The organism is Lachnoanaerobaculum sp. OBRC5-5 (assembly GCF_000296385.1).
Classification (GTDB): Bacteria; Bacillota; Clostridia; order Lachnospirales; family Lachnospiraceae; genus Lachnoanaerobaculum.
This window is the reverse complement of the sequence record NZ_JH815185.1, coordinates 200,334-222,804: the sequence shown is the minus strand read 5'-3', so window position 1 is coordinate 222,804 and position 22,471 is coordinate 200,334. Positions and strand designations below refer to the sequence as shown.

The 22,471-nt window shown below is 36.8% G+C and carries 21 protein-coding genes; all 21 read right to left on the bottom strand.

Annotated features, from left to right (window positions below; translation table 11 throughout):
* Window positions 1-9: 9 nt before the first annotated feature.
* Window positions 10-1,440 (bottom strand): adenylosuccinate lyase, encoded by a 1,431-nt coding sequence (gene purB, locus HMPREF1135_RS01050; protein ID WP_007591030.1) that lies wholly within the window; start codon window positions 1,438-1,440, stop codon window positions 10-12.
* Between the two features lie 9 nt (window positions 1,441-1,449).
* Window positions 1,450-2,157, bottom strand: coding sequence for a phosphoribosylaminoimidazolesuccinocarboxamide synthase (purC, locus tag HMPREF1135_RS01045; protein WP_007591028.1), 708 nt, complete (start codon window positions 2,155-2,157; stop codon window positions 1,450-1,452).
* Between the two features lie 179 nt (window positions 2,158-2,336).
* Window positions 2,337-2,933 carry an ECF transporter S component gene (locus HMPREF1135_RS01040; RefSeq protein ID WP_007591025.1) on the bottom strand — a complete coding sequence of 199 codons (597 nt, stop codon included), beginning with the start codon at window positions 2,931-2,933 and terminating at the stop codon, window positions 2,337-2,339.
* Window positions 2,934-3,066: 133 nt separating this feature from the next.
* Window positions 3,067-3,906: a hypothetical protein gene (locus tag HMPREF1135_RS01035; RefSeq protein ID WP_007591016.1), complete on the bottom strand. Its 840-nt coding sequence runs from the start codon at window positions 3,904-3,906 to the stop codon at window positions 3,067-3,069.
* Window positions 3,896-4,597, bottom strand: a complete 702-nt coding sequence (locus HMPREF1135_RS01030; protein ID WP_007591015.1) for an ATP-binding cassette domain-containing protein — start codon at window positions 4,595-4,597, stop codon at window positions 3,896-3,898. The genes HMPREF1135_RS01035 and HMPREF1135_RS01030 overlap by 11 nt, the downstream gene beginning before the upstream one ends.
* Entirely contained in the window at window positions 4,590-4,961 is a 372-nt protein-coding gene (locus HMPREF1135_RS01025) for a GntR family transcriptional regulator (RefSeq protein ID WP_007591013.1), read from the bottom strand. Before HMPREF1135_RS01025 ends, HMPREF1135_RS01030 begins: the two co-directional genes overlap by 8 nt.
* A 104-nt stretch (window positions 4,962-5,065) precedes the next feature.
* A complete protein-coding gene (locus tag HMPREF1135_RS01020) occupies window positions 5,066-5,923 on the bottom strand; it encodes a hypothetical protein (RefSeq protein WP_007591012.1) in 858 nt (285 codons plus the stop codon).
* Between the two features lie 103 nt (window positions 5,924-6,026).
* Window positions 6,027-6,677: a thiamine diphosphokinase gene (locus HMPREF1135_RS01015; RefSeq protein ID WP_007591011.1), complete on the bottom strand. Its 651-nt coding sequence runs from the start codon at window positions 6,675-6,677 to the stop codon at window positions 6,027-6,029.
* Window positions 6,678-6,686: 9 nt separating this feature from the next.
* Window positions 6,687-7,346 carry a ribulose-phosphate 3-epimerase gene (gene rpe, locus HMPREF1135_RS01010; protein WP_007591010.1) on the bottom strand — a complete coding sequence of 220 codons (660 nt, stop codon included), beginning with the start codon at window positions 7,344-7,346 and terminating at the stop codon, window positions 6,687-6,689.
* Window positions 7,343-8,245: a ribosome small subunit-dependent GTPase A gene (rsgA, locus tag HMPREF1135_RS01005; RefSeq protein ID WP_007591009.1), complete on the bottom strand. Its 903-nt coding sequence runs from the start codon at window positions 8,243-8,245 to the stop codon at window positions 7,343-7,345. The genes rpe and rsgA overlap by 4 nt, the downstream gene beginning before the upstream one ends.
* A 7-nt stretch (window positions 8,246-8,252) precedes the next feature.
* Window positions 8,253-10,358, bottom strand: a complete 2,106-nt coding sequence (gene pknB / locus HMPREF1135_RS01000; protein ID WP_007591008.1) for a Stk1 family PASTA domain-containing Ser/Thr kinase — start codon at window positions 10,356-10,358, stop codon at window positions 8,253-8,255.
* Window positions 10,359-10,362: 4 nt separating this feature from the next.
* Window positions 10,363-11,091, bottom strand: coding sequence for a Stp1/IreP family PP2C-type Ser/Thr phosphatase (locus HMPREF1135_RS00995; RefSeq protein WP_007591006.1), 729 nt, complete (start codon window positions 11,089-11,091; stop codon window positions 10,363-10,365).
* A gap of 16 nt (window positions 11,092-11,107) precedes the next feature.
* Complete coding sequence (gene rlmN, locus HMPREF1135_RS00990; RefSeq protein WP_007591004.1) at window positions 11,108-12,148, bottom strand: 23S rRNA (adenine(2503)-C(2))-methyltransferase RlmN; 1,041 nt, start codon at window positions 12,146-12,148, stop codon at window positions 11,108-11,110.
* The gene (gene rsmB, locus HMPREF1135_RS00985; protein ID WP_007591002.1) at window positions 12,141-13,475 is read right to left on the bottom strand and encodes a 16S rRNA (cytosine(967)-C(5))-methyltransferase RsmB; all 1,335 of its coding nucleotides are present in this window, start codon (window positions 13,473-13,475) and stop codon (window positions 12,141-12,143) included. Before rsmB ends, rlmN begins: the two co-directional genes overlap by 8 nt.
* A gap of 2 nt (window positions 13,476-13,477) precedes the next feature.
* Window positions 13,478-14,185: a zinc metallopeptidase gene (locus HMPREF1135_RS00980; protein WP_007590995.1), complete on the bottom strand. Its 708-nt coding sequence runs from the start codon at window positions 14,183-14,185 to the stop codon at window positions 13,478-13,480.
* A gap of 26 nt (window positions 14,186-14,211) precedes the next feature.
* Entirely contained in the window at window positions 14,212-15,150 is a 939-nt protein-coding gene (gene fmt, locus HMPREF1135_RS00975) for a methionyl-tRNA formyltransferase (protein ID WP_007590988.1), read from the bottom strand.
* Window positions 15,147-15,647, bottom strand: a complete 501-nt coding sequence (def, locus tag HMPREF1135_RS00970; RefSeq protein WP_007590987.1) for a peptide deformylase — start codon at window positions 15,645-15,647, stop codon at window positions 15,147-15,149. Before def ends, fmt begins: the two co-directional genes overlap by 4 nt.
* 11 nt (window positions 15,648-15,658) lie before the next feature.
* Complete coding sequence (priA, locus tag HMPREF1135_RS00965) at window positions 15,659-17,890, bottom strand: replication restart helicase PriA (RefSeq protein WP_007590986.1); 2,232 nt, start codon at window positions 17,888-17,890, stop codon at window positions 15,659-15,661.
* Window positions 17,871-19,250: a UDP-N-acetylmuramoyl-tripeptide--D-alanyl-D-alanine ligase gene (locus tag HMPREF1135_RS00960; protein WP_007590985.1), complete on the bottom strand. Its 1,380-nt coding sequence runs from the start codon at window positions 19,248-19,250 to the stop codon at window positions 17,871-17,873. The genes priA and HMPREF1135_RS00960 overlap by 20 nt, the downstream gene beginning before the upstream one ends.
* Window positions 19,247-20,734 carry a UDP-N-acetylmuramoyl-L-alanyl-D-glutamate--2,6-diaminopimelate ligase gene (locus HMPREF1135_RS00955; protein ID WP_007590984.1) on the bottom strand — a complete coding sequence of 496 codons (1,488 nt, stop codon included), beginning with the start codon at window positions 20,732-20,734 and terminating at the stop codon, window positions 19,247-19,249. The genes HMPREF1135_RS00960 and HMPREF1135_RS00955 overlap by 4 nt, the downstream gene beginning before the upstream one ends.
* A 37-nt stretch (window positions 20,735-20,771) precedes the next feature.
* Window positions 20,772-22,442, bottom strand: a complete 1,671-nt coding sequence (locus tag HMPREF1135_RS00950; protein WP_007590981.1) for a formate--tetrahydrofolate ligase — start codon at window positions 22,440-22,442, stop codon at window positions 20,772-20,774.
* Window positions 22,443-22,471 lie beyond the last annotated feature (29 nt).

Sequence of the window (22,471 nt, the reverse complement as noted above, 5' to 3'; positions counted from 1 at the left end):
TAATTCTCCTTACACATTTATATCAGCCTTCAATCCCAGAATATCTTTATTTTCATCTAAGATAGGCTTGATAATTCTTTTTATAAAATCTTCCACCTGAACACTGCTTCTTCCGATATATTTTTCAGGCTTCATAGACTCTTTCAATTCTTCTTTTGAAAGATTGAACATAGGATCATTTGCAATCAAATCAAGCAAATTGTTTTCTTCTCCAAGTTCCTTTACATTTCTTCCGGCAATCATTGAAAGCTCTCTGATTCTTTCATGCAGCTCCTGTCTGTCTCCACCGGCTTTTACTGCATCCATCATTATATTCTCTGTAGCCATAAAAGGCAATTCTGACATCAAATGTTTTTCTATAACTTTTGGATATACTACCAATCCGTCCACTACATTCAAATATAAATCAAGTATACCGTCTATGCTCAAAAAGCCTTCAGGTATTGAAAGTCTCTTATTTGCGGAATCGTCAAGTGTCCTTTCAAACCACTGAGTGGATGCCACCATCATAGGATTCATAACATCACTCATTACATAATTTGCCAAGGATGCAATCCTCTCGCTTCGCATCGGATTTCTCTTATACGCCATAGCTGATGAACCTATCTGTGACTTTTCAAAAGGCTCTTCAATCTCTTTTAAATGCTGCAAAAGTCTGATATCATTTGAGAACTTATGTGCCGAAGCTGCAATACCTGCAAGCACATTTAATACCTTGATATCCACTTTTCTTGAGTATGTCTGCCCTGAAACAGGATAACATTCTTTAAATCCCATCTTATTTGCTATCATAGGATCTATTTTATTTATCTTCTCATCATCTCCGTCAAAAAGCTCCACAAAAGAGGCTTGAGTACCTGTAGTACCCTTACAGCCCAAAAGTTTCAAATTCTCAAGAGTATAATTTACATCTTCATAATCAAGCAAAAGCTCATTTATCCAAAGTGTAGCCCTCTTTCCTACCGTGGTAGGCTGTGCCGGTTGGAAATGAGTAAATGCCAAAGTAGGCAGATCCTTATATTTTAAAGCAAACTTTGAAAGCTCATTGATTACATTTACAAGCTTTTCTTTTACAAGCTCCAATGCTTCTTTCATTATGATAATATCAGTATTATCACCCACATAACAGCTGGTTGCCCCAAGATGGATAATTCCCTTTGCCTTTGGACATTGTACTCCGTAAGCATATACATGACTCATAACATCATGTCTTACTTCTTTTTCCCTTTCCTTTGCCACATCAAAATTTATATCATCCTGAAATTTCTTTAGTTCTTCTATCTGTTCATCAGTAATATTCAGGCCGAGCTCTTTCTCCGTCTCTGCAAGAGCAATCCAAAGTTTTCTCCAGGTTTTAAACTTTTTGTCCTGTGAAAAAATATACTGCATCTTTGCACTTGCATATCTTTCTGAAAGCGGACTAATATATCTATCTTTCAAGCCTTCCTCCTATTGTATACCAAGTCTTTTAAATACTTCGGCGTAGGCATCTTCCACTCCGCCCAAATCTCTTCTGAATCTGTCCTTATCCAGTTTTTCATGGGTTTGTTTATCCCATAATCTGCAGGTATCCGGTGATATCTCATCAGCAAGAATTATATCTCCCTTATATCTGCCGAATTCTATTTTAAAATCTATCAGGTCTATTCCAAGTCCGTCAAAATAATCAATCAGTGTTTCATTTACTTTGAAAGCGTATGAGGCAATCTTGTCAATCTCATCCTGAGTTGCAAGATCAAGCGCCAATGCATAATAACCGTTTATAAAAGGATCTCCAAGATCGTCATCCTTATAGGAGAATTCCAAAGTAGGAGTTTTTAGCTTGATTCCCTCTTCCATACCGAGCTTTTTGGCAAAGCTTCCTGCAGAGTAATTTCTCACTATTACCTCAAGCGGTACTATCTTTACAGCTTTTACAGCAGTCTCTCTGTCGTTAAGCTCTTCGATATAATGAGTAGGAACTCCCTTCTTTTCCAATAGTTTAAACAAATGATTTGTCATACGATTATTAATCGCACCTTTTCCCACTATTGTTCCTTTTTTCTCTCCGTTAAATGCTGTGGCATCATCCTTATAAGAAACTATGAGCACATCAGGGTCCGCAGTCTTAAATACTTTCTTGGCTTTTCCTTCATACAGTTGCTCCAACTTCTCCATTGTACACCTCCATTTGCTTTCAAAATCTACAATATCCCTCTGTCCACCGATAAAACAAAGCGGGCAGATACCACGGTTGTATTATATACCACTATAAAGGATGTGGCAATATATTAGAAAAAAAAGGATATCTCTATTCACCCGAGAGCAAATAGAAATATCCTCTAAAACGGAGTATGCTATTTTATTTTAAGGAATAATCCCGACTTAATAAGCACCGGTCTAAGTGCCGCATAAAGTATTACTATCAATACGGTACTTACTATTGCATTTATAAGAGTTGTACCTGCCGCCCATGTAGCCATGATCTTTGCGGCATCCGCCTGAACTCCCAAAATATATACCTTATACAAATATCCCACTATAGGATCGAATATAACATTAAATCCAAGTCCGCAGATTGAAGATATTGCAGTCCACTTCATAATGTACTTTGTATCATGATTTTCTGTAATATGAGCAATTTTATGTGCCACAAAGCCTGCGATAAGTCCGATGCAAAGCTTTAATATAAATGTTTTAGGTGCTGAAGTTATATATACCGGATCTAAAATATCGGCTATGGTCATTCCAAGGCTTCCCGCTATACCGCCATATACTCCTCCAAGCAATATCGCCGCAATAACACAAAAAGCGTTTCCGATATGTAAGGCCGTCATATCGCCTGATATTGTAGGAATCGGTATCTTTAAATATGTGAAGCTCACATAACATAATGCCGCCATAAGTGCTGTTGCTACAAGTTTAAAAACCGTACTGTCTTTTGTTCTTTCCATGATCTTTCCTCCATCATTTTGGGCTGATATCAGTATATAAAAATAGTGGTATGATTAAAATATCCAGTTTGAATAGTTTTAATCATACCACTTATAATGTTTTAATATATTTTATCCTTTTTTATTTTAATTATTATTCCAAATTCAGTTTGTATCTGAGTATGCGATAGCTTATTAAATAGGCAATTACAGCTATTATTATATTCTTTGCACTGATTAAAATCATTGTAATAACACTATATATACTTGGACTATGTATAAAAGGCCCGTATACAAATGCTTTTGTTATCACTTCTATTATTGCGTCAACAGCATTAAATACTCTGTTCATAACTATACATATTATTACACTCATCAGGATTTTATTTGAATTAAACAGCTGCCCGATTGAAACTGCTAAAAATAAAAGCAATGTATTGGAAACTGTTTGTATAATTGCAAACAAACAGCCAAAGACTATTCCAAGTACAATTCCCATACCGTTTAACATTGTAAAATCACCCAGTACTGCGCCTTTAAACCTTGCTATATAAAGCATCAAATCTCCAAATCCGTCTGTTGCCAATATAAAACCGCAGAAAATAATACCTCCCGATACGATAACCATCAGCGTTACAATTGTTTGTGCTATTGCTGCAGGTATTATCTTGCTCAAAATAATCTCATGTTTCTTTAAAGGCAATGTATTTGTAAAATATCCTATACCTGAATACATGGTTTTATAAAACCTGACTCCTATATATATATTCATACCTATTCCTGTAACAATCAGTACAACTGCGTATAAAAGAACAGATATATTTGCCAAAAAAAACGATAATATACCTGCAGTCGAGTCATTAATTCCGAAAACCAACATCGGAAGTATTCCTATACAGAAAATTATTACAGTAATAACAGCAATCGCTATTGCAGTGAGTAAAAGTGCAGATTTCATTTGCTTAAATTCATATTTTATCAATTTACGAGACATTAAATACCTCCTTGAAATATTCGTCTATAGAACAACCTTTTTCATTTCTTATCTTTTCCGCCGCATCATATAGTACGATTTCTCCGTCTTTTATAAATACAACTTCATCAATTATCCTTTCCACCTCCGGAGTAAGAATTGTAGATATCAAAACAGTAGCATTCCTGTTATAGTTGCTTAAAATTATTTTCAGTATATAATCCCTTGCATTATTATCTGTATCAAGAAAAGGTTCGTCCAAAACATAGAGCTTCGCATTTCTACTCATAATAAGTATAGCTTGCAACTTTCTTCTGTTTTCTTTTGACAAAGCTTTTATCTTGAATTTATCCGGAATCTTTAAATCATTAAACATTTCGTAGGCTCTGTCTTTGGAGAAATCCTCATAAAAATCGGCATGCATAGATATTGTATCTTTTATAGTCATATTTTCCTCGAGAAAAATTTTATCCGGAAGATACGCAACATAGGATTTTGTTATTTCATTCGGTTCAACTCCGTCAATACTCACTACGCCCTCAGTCTGATTTAATACACCTGTAATTATCTTCATTAAGGTAGTTCTTCCTCCACCCTTCGGACCGAACAGTCCAACAATTTTTCCGGCCGGTATATTCAGGTTTATATTATTCAGTGCCTGTTTAATTCCATATTTTTTACTGACAGACTTTAAACTAAGTAAATCAAGCATTTTTATTTTCCTCCATCTTCTGTATATTATTAAGTATTTCCTCTTTTGAAAAGCCCATATTGACCATATTTAAAAAATATTCCGTGGTATATTCTTTTGCCAGTTCTTCTTTGCTTTGCTTAATTATTTCTAAATTAGTTGTAACTTCACGGCCTGTATTTCTTATAGTATCTACAAGCCCCTCTCTTTCAAGCTCCGCATACGCCCTTTGGACAGTATTGGGATTTACATTCAATACATTTGAAAGCTCTCTTACGCTTAAAAGCTTATCTCCACATCCTATCTCACCTGAAAATATCTGCATTCTTATATAATCAATAATCTGCAAATACACGGCTCTGTCGGATTTCACCTTCCATTCCATATACTCCCCTTCCGTTTATTGTACTGCCTCTTTAATACACTATAAGAATAACCAAATTTTTAATATTTGTAAATGAACTTTTTATTAATAATGATTTACATTAATTATTTGGCCGTATTACCTTGTTCCTTCTTTCTTTTCAGTCCTATTTTGACAATAATATAGCTTAGAATGTAATATATTATTATCAATACAGTATTTTTTAATATTGATGCCGTTGTTCGTACATAACAGGTGATTTCTCTTAATCTAACATACGTCAGTTCTTTCGGGTAACTGCGAATTACACTCATAATCAAAGATTCTGTAAACGGCTCGGCAAAAAGCAAAAAACATATAGCCGGAAAAAGAATTAACGCAATCACACCTCCTGTTTTTTTAAATAGTTTTTCTATAGAGACACATAACCACAAAAGCAATGTAGTCGCAAAAATTGCGACAAGTTTGGCCATAAAAATCTCAAATGCAATCCCCCATGTTCCGTAACTTACATCATAAATATCCATAAAAGCAATCTCAGAATAACCCACTATATCACCAAAAGAAATTCCATATCCATAGCCATATCTTATTGCATCGAGTCCACCCATTATTCTTTCTGTCGCTACAAGCAGTGCAACTCTTACCGATATCTGAAATATTGCCATAGGAATAAATTTACTTAAAATAAGTTTATTTGCAGATACAGTATTTGCAGAATACATATTTTTGTAAAAAATATCTCCTCCCAGTATATACAGACATAATGCTACGAAAGGGTATGGAAACTGCAAAAACATATTAATAACACCGGTGATAAAATACCATAGTACAATTGCTCCGGTGCTCTTTACTCCTGTAATTAAAAATATAAGATGCGTAATAAAGCAAATGATTACTGTAATTATAGCTATTGATAACAATGTATATTTTAACGGTCCCATTAATTGCTTAAATTCACTCTTTATCATCTCGGTAAACATAGTATTCTCCTGTAGGCATTTGCTCTCTGTATTTATTATACTATATCATATTAAAAAGTATAATAAAAAACAGACTTTCAAAATGAAAATCTGCTTTTATTATCTAATCTCTGCTCTCAACCACCAATAAGTCTCCGCTAAAAGCGGCTTCCAGCTTATCATCTTTAATCTCATTACTTATATAAAGACTTGGCGTAGCTATATTGTCAATTATTCTGTTTTTTATGGGATACTTAACTCCCTCAAGTTTCTCCATAAAGTTTTTTCCTTCAAGTGAAAAAAAGCTTATGTATTTTCCCCAAAGTTTCTCTCTTTCCAATGTGAAATGATTTGATTTGACATATATTTTATTATACCTGTCATATATGGTTATATTCGCTCCAAGTTTTTTATACTTTTGTAGTATCAAAATATTGGCAAAAGCATGATCAAACCTTTTTCCGAGAGCCCCGAAAACTGCTATGTTTTTTATACCGTCTTTTACAGCCCTGTCAACAGCAAGTTCGCTGTCTGAAAAATCCTTTATAGGGTCATGCTTTACTATCTCAACAGAAAGGTCTGAATATTTTTTCAGCCTCTCCCAATCAGAGAGTGTATCAAAATCTCCGACCATTATATGGGGGATTACATTTATTTTTTCAAGCTTTGTAATTGCCGCATCCACACTGATAATAACATCTTCTTTATTTTCGGCTATATAATTTTCCAATAATGATATATCTATATCTCCGCCTGTAACAATTATTGCATTCATTTACAATATCTATACCTCTCCAAGTGCATCATTTAAAGCTTTTATATTCTTTAAAATATCACCTTTAAACACTGAAGAACCTGCCACAAACTCATCGACTCCTGCATCTGAAAGAGCTTTTATATTATCTACACCTACTCCTCCGTCCACCTGTATCAAAAGTTTAGGATTTTTCTTTTCTCTCATTTTTGAGAGTTCTCTTATCTTATCCAAACTGTAGGGAATAAATTTTTGACCCCCGAATCCCGGATTTACACTCATTATAAGTACCATATCTACTTCGGAAACGATATTTTCCAGGAGTGAAACAGGGGTTGCCGGATTTATGGATATACCGCTTCTAAGCCCCAGTGACTTTATTTGTGATATAGTTCTGTCTATATGCTTGCAAGCCTCAAAATGTATAGTTATACCGTCGGCTCCGCTATTATAAAAATCTTCAATATATCTCTCGGGATTTTCTACCATCATATGTACATCAAAGAAAAAATCTACCGACTTTCTTAATGAACTTATAACAGGCATTCCGAATGAAATACTCGGTACAAACATTCCGTCCATTACATCCAGATGTAATACTTCTATATTCCCCTCTTTTAAAAGCTTCATCTGTGATGATAAATCAAAGAAGTCAGCTGCAAGTAGTGATGGTGCAATATTCTTTTTCAATACTTTCTCCTTTCAGAAAGCTCTTCATACATTTTTTTATAGCTTTGATACCTTGATTCACCTATCAGGTTTTCTTCTAAAGCCTGCTTTACGGCACAATCCGGCTCATTTATATGCATACAACCTGCGAATCTGCATTTACCCTCATATTCTTCAAACTCATGAAAGTGAAACCTCAGCTCCTCTTTATCAAATGCAGGTGACTCCACACTTGTAAATCCCGGAGTATCAAATACAAAGGTATCACTGTCAATCATGAAAAGCTCTGAGTGTCTTGTAGTATGCCTTCCTCTTTCTATTTTTCTGCTGACGGTATTTGTATCCATATTTGCTTTCGGTGCAAGTATATTTGTTATAGAGGACTTTCCCACTCCCGATGCTCCGGCAAGTACACTTACCTCTCCTTTAAGAGCTTCTTTTAAATCTTCAAGTCCGTTTTCTTCAAAGGTTGAAGCTATAATATTTTTAAATCCCGCATCAGTATATATTTTTGCATATTTTAAGGCTTTATCCATGTTAAGATCAGTCTTGTTCCAGCATATCTCCACCTTTATACCGGCATTTGACATATTTATCAGATATTTATCCAAATAGTAAAATGCAGGCGAAGGTGATTCCACCGCCAAAACAAGCACAACTTTATCTATATTGGCTACTGCAGGTCTTATCAGGGCATTTTTTCTTTTATGTATCTTCACAATATTCCCTTCAAAATCTTTTGTATCAGTGATTTCAAAGTCTACATTGTCACCTACCAAAGGCTTTACTCCTAATTTTCTGAAAATGCCCTTTGCCTTGCATTCAAAAATCTGACCTTTTCTCTCTCCTTCATCAAGGATTATACAATAATAAAAACCTGCAATACCCTTTATTATCTTTGCAAAATAAATTTTGCTCATATCTTCTTTACTCAACTCTAAAGAACTCCACTGTATATGATTTCATTACCTCACCACTGTCTACGTTTACGATTTCCACCTGTCCCTGGTCTACACCGTTGGCTCCTACAATTGTTCGAAATCTTACCGGAAGTATGGTATCACCTGTAACTGTTCTTGCTTCCATCAATGTGGAATATACATCACTTCCGTTTACAGTCTGCTTAAGTCTTATCATGACCTTTACACTTGTAAATCCCGAACTCGGTCCTATAACATCCTGCAATGAGTAATTCGTATCTATTGATGCCACATATCTGTAGCTTGCGGCTGTGGTTGCAGGCGTAACCGTGGCCTTTGTAGTCTGTGCCTGCTCTGAACTCTCACTCTGTGATTCGCTTGACTCGGCCACACCTGTACTTACAGCATAGTCGATACTTGTACCGCTGTCCACACTTGAGCCTGCCGCTATCGACTGTCCGGCTATAATTCCGGCCGCTATACTTTGGCTGTTTTGTTCAGCTCTTGTTCCAAGAACAAGTCCGTTGCTCTCAAGTAAAGCTTTTGCATCCGCTTCACTCATATTTATAATATTAGGCACAATAACCTTTGTAACCTTCTTACCGCTACTGACAATCAGAGTAATTCTGTCACCGTTTTTAGGCTTTGTCGGGCTGTAGGATATTACCTTTCCCTTTTCAATAGTATCTGAATTCTCCTCTTTTGATTCTACTGAAAAACCGTTTTCCTTTAAAAGAGCTTCAGCCGCCTCCTTAGTCTTTCCTGCAATACCGAGCTTTGTTATATCCACCGTATCGGAACCGAGACTTATTACGACACTTACCTTTGAATACTTTGAAACCACCTCATCGGCCTTAGGATCCTGTGAAATAACATTTCCCTTTTCTACAGTATCTGAATATTCACTTGATTTTACCTGCATCTGAAGATTGTTGTCTGAAAGCTTCTTGTCGGCCATCTTCTCTGAAAGTCCCACTACATCAGGCATTACAGTCTGTGTGGAGTCAAGCGTACTTTGAGAAGTATCACTCTTTTTACCTCCGAATACTCCGGTAAATCTTCCGACAAAGAATACTAAAAGTATAACTATGATTACAGCTACAATGACTCCGACAATGGACATGATTCTGTCCATCTTTTCATCTTCCTCATCATAATCATCGTCATCATTATCAACTTCATCATCGTCATATTCTTCATCTTCCATATCATCTATAGGCTCTACCTGATTTAAAACTGCAGTATCCTCAGACTTTATTACCTTTGTAGCTCCTGTAAGTGCATACGGCTCATCCGGATTTAGCAATACATTTTCCAAATCATCCAAAACTTCAGTGATATTTTGATATCTGTTTGCCGGATCCTTCTTTGTACATTTTAATATAACTCTTTCCAGATTTGCGGATATCTGATTATTATATATATGCGGAGGTGTTATAGCCTGCTCAAGATGTGCCAGAGCTATTGAAACAGTGGAATCTCCTGTAAACGGGACTCTTCCTGTAAACATCTCATACATTGTGATACCCAAAGAATAGATATCACTCCTTGCATCGCATCTTCCGCCTCTGGCCTGTTCCGGCGAAATATAATGCACGGAACCTATAGCGTTTGCATTCAATGTCTGTTCGGATACCGCTCTTGCTATACCGAAATCCGCAACTTTTATCTTACTCTCATCGGTTATAAGTATATTTTGCGGCTTTATATCTCTATGCACTATATGCTGTGTATGTGCCAGTTTTAAGGCCTTTGCCACCTGTATGGCAATACTTACACCCTCTGTGATATCCAGCTTACCCTTTATTTTTATATATTCTTTCAGAGTGATACCGTCTACAAGCTCCATAACTATAAAATGATACTTGCCCTCATCCACAACATCGTAGATATTAACAATATTCTCTCCTAAAAGTCCTGCAGCCGCCTGAGCTTCTCTTTTAAACTTTTCTACGAACTCGGCATCCGAGCAAAATTCTTCCTTTAAAACTTTTATTGCTACAGCTCTGCCAAGCTTTAAATCCTTGGCTCTGAATACATTTGACATGCCTCCCGAGCCTATTTTTTCTATAATTTCATATCTTCCTTGCAAAACAACTGATTCAAGATTCATAATACTACCCCTCATTTATATCTATAAGCAAAATTGATATATTGTCACTTCCGCCTGATAGATTTGCCTCCTCTACTAGTCTTTTTGCACTTGACTTTACACCGGCACTTGAAGATATTATATTGAAAATCTTCCTGTCATCCACCATATTTGTAAGTCCGTCCGAACACAATAATACATACTCATTGCCGGCAAGATCCACCTCAAAGCTGTCTATCAGTACCCTTTCTTCCGCACCTACAGCTCTGGTTATCTTACTCTTATTCTCTTTATATTCAGCACTCTCTCTTGTTATTTCACCTTTTGAAACAAGCATTTCCACAAGGGAATGATCCTTTGTTATCTGTGAAATACTGTTCTCATCAAGTACATAGCATCTGGAATCGCCTACATTGAATACATGCAAAGTATTATCTATAATGCTTGCCGCCACAACGGTTGTTCCCATTCCCGACAGATTGGGATTTTTACTCCCCTCCGCAAACAGATTTGCATTTGCATATTCTATGGCTCCTTGTATTGCCGTCACCGGCATTTTTATTGTATGTTCAATATATGTAAGCATATAGCCTATCAAAGACTTTGACGCATAGTCTCCGGCCTTTTCTCCTCCCATTCCGTCAGCCACAATATATAAATTCGGCAATACCCCTACCGGCGTATCACTTATATATACCGTATCCTGATTTACAAGTCTTTTTCTGCCTACATCGGTCAAAGCAACCGAATACATATTACACCTCCAATTTTTAAGAATTCGTTTCTGATTGAATAAATCTCCTTCTTAATTGTCCACAGGCACCGTCTATATCTCTACCCATCTCTCTTCTAACTGTTGCATTTACCCTATGTTTCTCCAAGAAATCCCTAAAAGCTTTTATCTTAAGCTTGTCGGACTGTTTAAAATCTCTCTCTTTTATAGGATTTACCGGAATCAGATTGATGTGAATATTTCTTCCGTTTACAAGTTTTACAAGATTCATCGCCTCTTTTATATTATCATTTACACCTGCCACAAGTGAATACTCATATGATACTCTTCTTCCGGTCTTTTTAAAATAATAATCACAGGCTGAAATAACATCCTTTAATGCATATTTATTTGCAACAGGCATTATAGTCTTCCTTATTTCATCATTCGGTGCATGTAGGGAAAGCGCCAAAGTAATACTCAGACCTTCATCTGCCAAAGCCCTTATTTTCGGTACAATACCGCAAGTTGATACGGTAATATTTCTCTGGCTTATATTAAGCCCCATTTCACTGCTTATAATTTTTACAAATTTCACTATATTATCATAATTGTCCATAGGCTCTCCCGAACCCATTACAACAATATTTGATATTCTCTCTCCGAGAAGTTTTTGTATACTGTATATCTGATCAAGCATTTCCGAAGCCGAAAGATTTCGTACAAGTCCGTCAAGAGTGGAAGCACAAAACTTACATCCCATTCTGCACCCCACCTGAGATGATATACATACCGAGTTTCCATGCTCATATTTCATTCTTACACTCTCTATGATATTTCCATCCTCAAGTGCAAAAAGATATTTTTGTGTACCGTCAAGCTTTGACTTAAATACCTCTACAGCCTTAAGATTTGTCAGGCTTGTACTTTCCTTCAGCTTTTCTCTGAATGCCTTTGACAGGTTTGTACATTCATCAAAGGAGGATATAAGTGATTTACGCATCCACTCAAACAATTGCTTTGCCCTAAACTCAGGCTCATTCATCTCCTTTACAAATGTCTTTAATTCATCTAAATCCATTGACTTAATATCAGTCATTATCTCTCCTAAATACTGCAATAAAAAATCCGTCGCAGTTGTCTCTTCCGGGTATCAGTTTCATATACCCGTTTTTCAGTTCGCTCTCTTCAAGCATTTTTATCGTTTCTTTGTCCATTCTCTCAGTAAGATCCACAGCTTTAAAATCTGTGTGATTTTTCAGAAACAAAAGCATATTGTCTTCATTTTCCGCTTTATTCAGTGTACAGGTGGAAAAAATCAACTCACCGTTTTTCTTAACATACCTGGACACATTATCAAGTATCTCTTTTTGTAAATTTGAAAGTGATTTTAAGTCTTCCTCTTCAAGTCGATACTTTATATCCGGCTTTTTTCCTATAATACCTATTCCGCTGCATGGTAAATCGGCCAAAATCAAATCGGCATCACAAAATCTCTCATCAAAAATTCTTGCATCCGCAACAACCGGAATAATATTTGAAAATCCCTGTACTTTTGCATTTTCTCTTATCAATTCAACTTTATTTTCACTTACATCACAGGAATATATCTTTGAGTTTTTATCAAGCTTATCTGCAAGTAAAAATGACTTTCCTCCCGGTGCGGCACATACATCCACGCATTTTTTAATATCTCGGGCTCCAAGTACCTTTGATATCATAGATGATGATGTATCTGTGATATAGCATTTTCCGGACCTTATAGCCTCAATATCATCCACTCTGTCAAATCCTGTAATATATAATATATCCGGATTAAGCCCGGATCTTTTGGTCTTAATATTCTTAGCTTCCAGCTCTTTTATTACATCTTCAACACTTGATTTTGAAGTATTTACTCTTACCGACAAATGCCCGTTCTTAAGAAAGTATTCCAAAGTTTCATTGAAATACTTACCGGTATTATCTCTTACTATATTTAAAATGAGTTCGGGCATTGAGTACCTGATACTTAAATCGTCAAATTTCAGTTCTTCTTTTTCACTGCTTATTTTTCTGAGTATTCCGTTTACAAAGCCTGTAAGTCCCTGCAGTCTTTTAATCTTGACAAGATTGACCGCCTCATTTATTACCGCTCTGTCAGGAACTCTGTCCATATAAAGCATTTGATATACAGACATTCTCAGTATCTCTCTGATTACAGGTTTTACACGCTTTCCGTTGTTGTATTTTTTTATAATATCATCCAGCTGCAGTCTGTACTCAACCACTCCATGGACCACTTTTGAAAAAAATCCTCTGTCAGCCTTTGATAAGTATGAATATTTTTCAAGAGCCATATCAATCACCTTATGACTGTACTCTTTTTCTACATCTATCAATAACAGAGCTTCCAAAGCTAAAGCCCTTATATTTGTTTTTTCCATTATCAGTTCCTTCTTCTGCTTCTACCGCTGAATAAAAGCATAAGTCTAAGCATTTGCAATACTCCTGCAGCCGCTGCCGCAACATATGTCATAGCCGCCGCAAAAAGCACCTTTCTTGCACTCTTATCTTCCTTATCAAGCAGAATTTCGTTGTTTTCAAGCTCTATTAAAGCCCTTCTTGAAGCATCAAACTCTACAGGCAAAGTAATAATCTGGAAGATTACTGCAAGCAAAAACATCGCTATACCTATCTGAATAAGTATATTTGATATATTTCCATATCCAAGTATAAAGCCTATACATATAAGAGGCCATGAAAGTCTGCTTCCAAAGTTTGCCACGGGTACAAATGCACTTCTTAAGTTTAAAGGTACATATCCGACATTATCCTGTATTGCATGTCCGCATTCATGTGCCGCAACTGCAATTGCCGCTACGGATGTCGATCCGTAAATCGCTTCGCTTAAACTTACAGTCTTATCTCTCGGATCATAGTGATCTGTAAGTCTGCCTGAAACCGGTCTTACGGAAACATCGTATATTCCGTTTGCTCTTAAGATTCTCTCGGCAACTTCTCTTCCTGTAAGTCTTGACTGTGATGCCACTCTTTCATATTTTGCAAATGTTGCCTTCATTCTCCATGAGGCAATAAGTGTTATCAGCATACCTATAATCACAAAAATATAGGTTATATCAAATCCGTAATACATAAGCTCCTCCTCTTATATCAGGTCTGTTATCCCAGCTTATATCCCTGTTCTATTTCTCTTCCCATCAGGAAGTCCTTTGCAGACATCCTTTTTTTACCTTCAAGCTGCAAAGATAAAACTTCCAGGATACTTTGATTACATATTATAAAAATCCTGCTGTTAAAGCTATATATTTTGCCGTAATTTTCACTTAAGTTTATATTTGGTAATTCAGATATATTCTCTGCCACCTCGGCTTCCCATATCTTAAGCACCTTGCCCTGATACCTTGTATATGCACTTGGCCACGGATTCATTCCTCTTATCAATCTCTCTATCTCAACTGCACTTTTATTAAAGTCTATCTCACCCATGTTCTTTGAGATCATCTTTGCATATTCGGTAGTCGCCTCTCCTTGAGGTGTAGGCACAATGCTGTCAAAATTTGCTATAGTATCCACTATAGCCTCGCCGCCAAGTACCGCCAGTTTGTCAAACAGTGAACCTCCGGTCTCCTTTTTGTCTATATTAATTTCATACTGTTTTAAAATATCACCTGTATCCAGACCTTCATCCATCAACATGGTTGTAATACCTGTTTTTTCTTTTCCGTCTACAATTGACCACTGTATAGGAGCGGCGCCTCTGTATTCAGGCAAGAGTGAGGCATGAATATTTATACATCCGAATTTCGGTATATCAAGAACAGCCTTCGGTAAAATCTTTCCATACGCCACCACCACAAAAAAATCGGCATTCTCAGACTTAAGTCTGTCAATAAGTGCTTCTTCCTTCATCTTTGAAGGTGTAAGCACCGGAATATTAAGACTTAATGCCAGTTCCTTTACAGGCGTAGGACTTAATTCTCCTCTGTTTCTTTTCTTATCTTCTCTTGTAAGCACAAGGCTTACCTCATGTCCTGCCTTTACAAGTGCTTTAAGCGGTTCAACCGAAAAGTCCGGCGTTCCCATAAAAACTATTTTCATTCTTCATCTTCCTCATCTTCGTACATTCTTTCAAGCTCTTCATTGTCTATAAGTTCGCCTTCTACAAGGTCCACATACAACTCACCCTCGAGATGTCCGCATTCATGACATATAGCTCTTGCAAGTAATCCTTCTCCTTCAAGAGTATATTCATTCATATCTATATCGAATGCTTTTACCACAACATGGTTGGGTCTTTTAACCACTCCGCTCTTTCCCGGAACACTAAGACAGCCCTCATATCCTACCTGCTCACCGTCCTGTTCAAGTATAACGGGATTTATAAGTACATGTACATTTTCAGGCTCTGTCTCTATTACGACTATACGCTTTAAAACTCCTATCTGAGGTGCCGCAAGGCCTACACCGTTAGCCTCTCTCATAGTGTCTATCATATCATCTATCAAAACTTTCGTTCTGTCATTTACTTCTTTTACTTCTTTACATTTTTTGTTTAACACGCTGTCGCCCATTACTCGTATTGCTCTTATTGCCATTATCTATCTCCTTAATTAAAGTCATATATCGCACCGACATTTCTGTAAGTGCCAAGACTTTCTTCTATCTTTTTTTGTATATCTAAAAGTATATCATAATTAGCATTTTTTATGTATACCAGTTTTCTGTAATAGTCCTTGACCTTGCTTACGCTTGAATCTGTAGGTCCTATTATCATTGATTTTTTAAATGCGGCTTCCGACTTTATAACTTTTACAGTCTCACTTGCACATTTATTTAACTCTTCTTCCTTGATACTGCTAAACATTACCGTAAGCATATGACAGGCGGGCGGGTATCCTCCAAGGCTTCTGTAAGCTATCTCATTGTCAAAATATCTTTTATAATCCTGTGCCGCTGCCGCCACAATTGCATAGTTTTCAGGCTTGTAAGTCTGTATAACGGCCTCTCCGTCCTTTGCTCTTCCCGCTCTGCCTGCAGCCTGTGTCAAAAGTTCAAATGTCCTTTGTGCACTTGTATAATTACTTACATACAGCGAGGTATCCGCGGCCATTATTCCGACCAAGGTTACATTTGAAAAGTCATGACCTTTTACTATCATCTGAGTGCCTATCAAAATATCCGCATCACCGTTTGCAAAATCTCTTATCATATCATTGGCGCTGTTCTTTTTTGAAACACTGTCGGTATCCATTCTGAGTACCTTTGCATTCGGGAATTCCGCCCTTGTCATCGCTTCAAGCTTCTGTGTTCCGGTACCGAAATTTGCAATATACTTTGAACCGCAGCTTGGACAGGTTTTTGGCAGGTCTATTGAATATCCGCAGTAATGACATACAAGTTTGTTATTATTGTGTAATGTCATGGTAACATCACAGTGCTTACATTTTATAGCTTCACCGCAAGATCTGCATGATACAAAGCTTGAATAACCTCTTCTGTTCATAAACAGCATAATCTGCTCATGCTTTTTTAACCTGTCCTCTATAAGAGTTCTAAGTTTTTCACTGAAAATACTTCTGTTGCCTCGCTTCAGCTCATCCCTCATATCAACTATACTTACTTTCGGCAAAGATGTATTCTTAGCTCTCGTTTTTAATTCCAAAAGCTTTATCTCTTTTTCCATTGCCCTGTTATATGTCTCCGGTGTTGGAGTCGCCGATGCCAAAACCAGGGATGCATCGGTGATTTCCGAAAGCTTTTGTGCCACATCTCTTACATTGAATGTAGGTACATTCTCATTTTTATAGGCCGAATCATGCTCCTCATCTATTACTATAAGCCCCAGATTTTTTACCGGTGCAAATATTGCAGACCTTGGTCCTATTATTACATCCGCATCATCGTTTTTTATTCTTTCAAACTGATAGAATTTTTCATTCTTTGAAAGTTTTGAATTTATGATTGCAACTCTGTCGCCGAAATGCTCCGCCATCCTAAGCACTGTCTGATATGTTAATGATATCTCCGGTATAAGCACTATTGCCTTATATCCTTTTGATATTACATACTTTATCATATTTATAAAAACCAAAGTCTTTCCGCTACCGGTAATACCGTGTAAAAGATAGGTATTCCTGCTGCAAATTTCAAAGTCTGATTTAAAAGTATTTACAGCATCTTCCTGCTCGACATTTAAAGTATACTCCTTTGGCTTTATTACTTCATTAAAGTCCTCTATTCCCAGAGAACGAAGTATTGGCAACAAGGGATTTGCCTTTCTTTTCTTGGAGCCTATTACAATATAGCCTTCCTCCTCCATTCTCTTTAATGTGGTTGAGTTTACTTTAAGTTCTTTATTTATAAAGCTTTGCGGCAGGCTCATTTTTGATTTCAGCTCTTTTAAAACTCTTGCCTGTGCAGTTTTTCTTGAATTTATAAGTTCTTCTATTTTTATATCAAGACCCTCTGCATCAATATTTAAGAAAATCTCATTACTGACTCTTTCCTCCGCCTCCGACTTTACAGGCATTACCGTTGCTATTGCCTTGTCAAAGCTAACACCATATCTGTGTTTTATCCATATGGCAAGGCTTAAGAGATTTTCATCAGTACTAAGTTCTCTTTCAGGTATTGAAAGTATGGATTTTAATTTTGAAGTATCTACATTTGTACTCTCTCTTATATCAATTACATAGCCTTTTTTTACTGTTTTTCCGAATTCAATCAAAACAGGACAGCCCGGAATTATATTATCCCTCAAGTTTTCAGGGATAATATATGTAAATGGTCTGTCCACATTTGTATTTGCTATTATTATATCAGCGAATAAATCTTTCATAATTTTTTATTTTATCTACGACATCAAAAAGTCTCATACTGTTTGAGCCCTTTAAAAGACATACATCTCCTGCATCGAGATATCCGGAAATAAATCTCTCCAAACTCTCGTTGTCTTCAAAGCTCTTTGTATAAATATCTTTATTGATATCTTTTATAATTTCCTTTGCCAATTCTCCAACAGTAAATACAGCATCAAGCTTCACATTCTCATTGATAAAATCACCGATTTCTCTGTGAAGTATTCTCTCATCTGTACCCAGTTCCTTCATATCCGCCAATATTGCAATTTTTCTTTGTGCATTAAAATCTTTAAGTATTGAAATAGAGGCTTTCATGGAATCAGGTGAGGCATTATAGGTGTCATCTATAACAGTCAGCTCTTTTAATTTTATCAGCTCCTGTCTGTGAGAAAATCCCCTAAACTCCTCCAAATGTTTTGCCGCAGATTCTACCGAAAGATTGTAGTGATTAGCTACTGCAATTGCCGCCAAAGCATTTGAAATCTGATGCTCACCGAAAACATTCAAATGCACTCTTACCTTCTTTTCTCCAATATGAGCTGTGAACTCAGGCATTGCATTATTAAACACTATATCGGTCGCATAGTAATCACATAATGTATTTCCCTTTGCACTGAAATACTTATATTCTATACCCTTTTCTTTAGGCGGATCAAAAAGCATATCATTATCGGCATTTAAAAATACCACACTGCCGTTCTTCATCCCGTCCATAATATGGAACTTCTCGGCTCTTATATTTTCTCTTGTATGCAAATTTTCAATATGTGCCGTACCTATATTGGTGACAAGAGCGCAGTCACAGTTTACTATTTTTGCAATTCTTTCCATCTCGCCGAACTGACTCATTCCAAGCTCTATTACGCCTATCTCTTCGTCATTTATTCTGCTTAAGGTAATCGGTACACCCACCTGTGAATTGAAGTTATTAGGTGTCTTAAAGACTTTCAAATCAGAAAGGGCAAGTGCCACCATTTCTCTTGTTGTAGTCTTACCTACGCTTCCTGTAACTCCGACCAAAGGCAATGTAAGCTTGCTTCTGATATACTTTCCAAGCTTTTGAAGTGCCTCTGTCGTATCATTTACAAGTACTATATTGAAATCGTCTTTAAGAAAAATATCTTTTTTTGAACTTATTGCCACTCTGCAGCCCATGTCGTATACAGACTCCAAAAATTTATGGGCATCATTTTTCTCTCCGACTAACGGAACAAAAAGACTGTCTTTATCAGCCTGTCTGGAGTCGATGACTATATTTGAAAATACAGCATTTTCATTTCCCGAGATAATTTCTCCGCCTGTGGCAAATGCAAGTTCCTTTATTGTTGTGTCATTCATCTTTTTATCTTCTCCAAGCACTCATCCACCACTTCTCTGTCTAAGAAATGAGTTCTGACTCCGTTTATTTCCTGATAGTCCTCATGTCCTTTTCCGATTATAGCGATAAGATCTCCCTGCTTTGCATTCTCTATAGAATAATAAATTGCCTCTCTTCTGTCGGGAATTGTAATATAATCACCGCCTGTAGGCTTAAGTTTTGATATTATATCTGCGATTATATCCTCTGTTTTTTCATATCTGGAATTATCGGCAGTCACTATTGAAAAATCGGCCAGTTTTCCGCAGATTTCTCCCATTGAATATCTTCTGTCCTTTGATCTGTTTCCTCCGGAACCGAATACTATTACAAGTCTCTTAGGATTATAATGTCTCAAAGTATGTATAAGGCTTTCGGTACTGATTGCATTATGTGCATAGTCAATTACAACATTGAATTCATGTGAAGTATATGCCACTTCCATTCTTCCGTTCACTCTTGTATTCTTTAGTGCCGTCTTTAAATCATCAGCTTTTACTCCAAGTATAATGGCTGCAGCAAGCGCAGATATTGCATTATATACATTAAATTCTCCCGGAATTCCGATGTAAATATCTGAAACTGTTTCAGCTACATTATATTTTTCTCTGACGTTATTTGAACAGCTTATAGCTATCTTTGTGCCTAAGAAATCCTTGTTTGATATATATTCAATATTTTTTGCTTCAAAATCTCCGCCTTTTCCGAATGTATACTTTTCGGCTGATGTGGACTGTTTTAAAACAAAATCCGAATGTTCGTCTTCTATATTTACAATTGTTTTATCACATTGTGTAAAGAAAAGTGATTTATACATCAGATACTCATCAAAATCTTTATGTTCATCAGGCCCTATATGATCATGTGAAATATTTGTAAATATTCCGGTGTCAAAGCGGATACCTTCCGTTCTCTTCATCTTTACCGCCTGTGAAGAAACTTCCATAACCACATATTCACAGCCTGCGTCCAGACACTCTTTAAATGTCTTATGCAGCTCATATGACTCAGGCGTGGTATTCAATGTAGGTCTGTGTATATCTCCTATGGTAATTCCGTTTGTACCTATAAGTCCTACCTTGGCATTTTGCTCAAGAAGGTTTTTTAACATATGAGATGAAGTTGTCTTTCCTTTTGTACCGGTAATACCTATAATCTTCATTTTTTCAGCCGGATGTGAGAAAAATGCAGCAGAAAGTCTTGCAAGTGCCACTCTGGTATCTGCTACCTTTATAACACATACATCATCTCTTTTTATATCTCTTTCCACCACTATCGCCTTTGTACCTTGCTTAACTATCTCATCGATTACATCATGAGTATCAAATCTCGCACCCTTTATACATACAAAGATACAATCCTTTACTATTTTCTTTGTATTAAATACCAAATCGGAAAAATCGTCATGTAATTCTCCCGATATTATCTCCATATCAAGTCCCTTGGCATTTTCAATCAGTTTCATCTTTTCTCCCTTTTACAGATGTTTACTTTAAGGTCTTTTAGAACAATCCTACTATATTTCCGTTATCATCCACATCTACCGCTTCTGCAGCAGGGACCTTCGGAAGTCCCGGCATGGTCATAATATTTCCTGTTATTGCAACCACAAAACCTGCTCCGGCATTCACATATACTTCCCTTACATTTATCTCAAAGTCCTCAGGTCTTCCAAGTTTCTTCGGATCATCTGAAAGTGAATACTGATTCTTTGCCACACATATCGGCAATTTATTAAAGCCAAGTGCTTTTGCCCTATCAAGAGCCTTCTTTGCCGCAGGTGAATACACTACATTCTTTGCTCCGTATATTTTTGTTGCAATAGTGTAAAGCTTATCTTCAAGACTCATATCATCAGGGTAAAGCAAAGTAAACTCGCTCTTTTTGTTTTCAAGTGTATAAAGAATCTTTTGGGCCAACTCTACGCCGCCCTTTCCGCCGTCTTCCCATACCTTTGAAACGGCAAACTCGCAATTTCTGCTTTCACAAAAATCTCTTATAAAGTCTACTTCAGCCTTTGTATCACTGACAAAATTATTTAAAGTAACCACTACAGGAACTCCGAAAAGTTTTATATTTTCTATATGCTTTTCAAGATTTACTATACCTTTTTTTAAGGCTTCAAGATTTTCATTTGATAAATCTTCCTTTGCCACTCCGCCGTTATATTTAAGCGCTCTTACAGTAGCTACTATTACCACACAATCGGGGGCAATTCCCGCCTTTCTGCATTTTATATCAAAGAACTTCTCCGCTCCAAGGTCCGCGCCGAATCCCGCCTCTGTAAGTGCTATATCGGCCATTCCCATTGCAATCTTTGTAGCTCTAAGTGAATTACATCCATGTGCTATATTTGCAAAAGGTCCGCCGTGAACAAGTGCAAGTGAATGATTAAGAGTCTGTACGATATTCGGCTTTATTGCATCTTTTAAAAGCGCCGCCATAGCTCCCACAGCTTTTAAATCTTTGGCAAATACAGGCTCTCCTTTAAAATTATATGCCACTATAATATTTGAAAGTCTTTCCTTCAAATCAGCCATATCCTTTGCCAGACATAGAATTGCCATTATCTCTGATGCCACCGATATTACAAAATGATCTTCTCTTACAACTCCGTCGGTCTTATTTCCCAGACCTACTACTATGTTTCTAAGTACTCTGTCATTCATATCTATGCATCTTTTATGAATGATTGCTCCTGTATCTATTCCAAGTGCATTTCCTTGCTGAATATGGTTGTCCAACATAGCAGCCAGAAGATTGTTTGCAGATGTAATGGCATGAAAATCTCCTGTAAAATGCAGATTTAACTCATCCATAGGTACCACCTGCGCATATCCGCCTCCGGCAGCTCCGCCTTTTACACCGAAACATGGTCCGAGAGAAGGCTCTCTAAGCGCTATTACAGCACTCTTTCCCATCTCTTTAAATGCCTGTCCAAGACCTACAAGTGTTGTAGTCTTACCCTCTCCTGCAGGAGTAGGATTTATTGCCGTTACAAGTACAAGCTTACCTCTTTTTTTATCTTCATGAGCTTTTAAAAACTCTTCGCTAAGCTTTGCCTTGTACTTTCCGTACATCTCCAGGTCATCAGCATCTATCCCGTATTCTTTTGCCACTTCGGCAATATTTTTCATTTCTATACTTCTTGCAATCTCGATATCGCTACGCATATATCCTCCTAAAGATAAGTTCCCGGATA

Bases quoted from the DNA above. Each gene is read 5' to 3' on its own strand.
- HMPREF1135_RS01015 (WP_007591011.1), bottom strand. From the start codon at position 6,677: ATGAATGCAATAATTGTTACAGGCGGAGATATAGATATATCATTATTG.
- rsgA (WP_007591009.1), bottom strand. From the start codon at position 8,245: ATGAGCAAAATTTATTTTGCAAAGATAATAAAGGGTATTGCAGGTTTT.
- HMPREF1135_RS00980 (WP_007590995.1), bottom strand. From the start codon at position 14,185: ATGTATTACGGATTTGATATAACCTATATTTTTGTGATTATAGGTATG.
- priA (WP_007590986.1), bottom strand. From the start codon at position 17,890: ATGAAAGATTTATTCGCTGATATAATAATAGCAAATACAAATGTGGAC.
- def (WP_007590987.1), bottom strand. From the start codon at position 15,647: ATGGCAATAAGAGCAATACGAGTAATGGGCGACAGCGTGTTAAACAAA.
- HMPREF1135_RS00960 (WP_007590985.1), bottom strand. From the start codon at position 19,250: ATGAATGACACAACAATAAAGGAACTTGCATTTGCCACAGGCGGAGAA.
- HMPREF1135_RS01020 (WP_007591012.1), bottom strand. From the start codon at position 5,923: ATGTTTACCGAGATGATAAAGAGTGAATTTAAGCAATTAATGGGACCG.
- HMPREF1135_RS00955 (WP_007590984.1), bottom strand. From the start codon at position 20,734: ATGAAACTGATTGAAAATGCCAAGGGACTTGATATGGAGATAATATCG.
- HMPREF1135_RS01040 (WP_007591025.1), bottom strand. From the start codon at position 2,933: ATGGAAAGAACAAAAGACAGTACGGTTTTTAAACTTGTAGCAACAGCA.
- rlmN (WP_007591004.1), bottom strand. From the start codon at position 12,148: ATGACTGATATTAAGTCAATGGATTTAGATGAATTAAAGACATTTGTA.
- HMPREF1135_RS00950 (WP_007590981.1), bottom strand. From the start codon at position 22,442: ATGCGTAGCGATATCGAGATTGCAAGAAGTATAGAAATGAAAAATATT.
- HMPREF1135_RS01025 (WP_007591013.1), bottom strand. From the start codon at position 4,961: ATGGAATGGAAGGTGAAATCCGACAGAGCCGTGTATTTGCAGATTATT.
- HMPREF1135_RS00995 (WP_007591006.1), bottom strand. From the start codon at position 11,091: ATGTATTCGGTTGCTTTGACCGATGTAGGCAGAAAAAGACTTGTAAAT.
- purC (WP_007591028.1), bottom strand. From the start codon at position 2,157: ATGGAGAAGTTGGAGCAACTGTATGAAGGAAAAGCCAAGAAAGTATTT.
- fmt (WP_007590988.1), bottom strand. From the start codon at position 15,150: ATGAAAATAGTTTTTATGGGAACGCCGGACTTTTCGGTTGAACCGCTT.
- HMPREF1135_RS01030 (WP_007591015.1), bottom strand. From the start codon at position 4,597: ATGCTTGATTTACTTAGTTTAAAGTCTGTCAGTAAAAAATATGGAATT.
- rsmB (WP_007591002.1), bottom strand. From the start codon at position 13,475: ATGGAAAAAACAAATATAAGGGCTTTAGCTTTGGAAGCTCTGTTATTG.
- HMPREF1135_RS01035 (WP_007591016.1), bottom strand. From the start codon at position 3,906: ATGTCTCGTAAATTGATAAAATATGAATTTAAGCAAATGAAATCTGCA.
- pknB (WP_007591008.1), bottom strand. From the start codon at position 10,358: ATGAATCTTGAATCAGTTGTTTTGCAAGGAAGATATGAAATTATAGAA.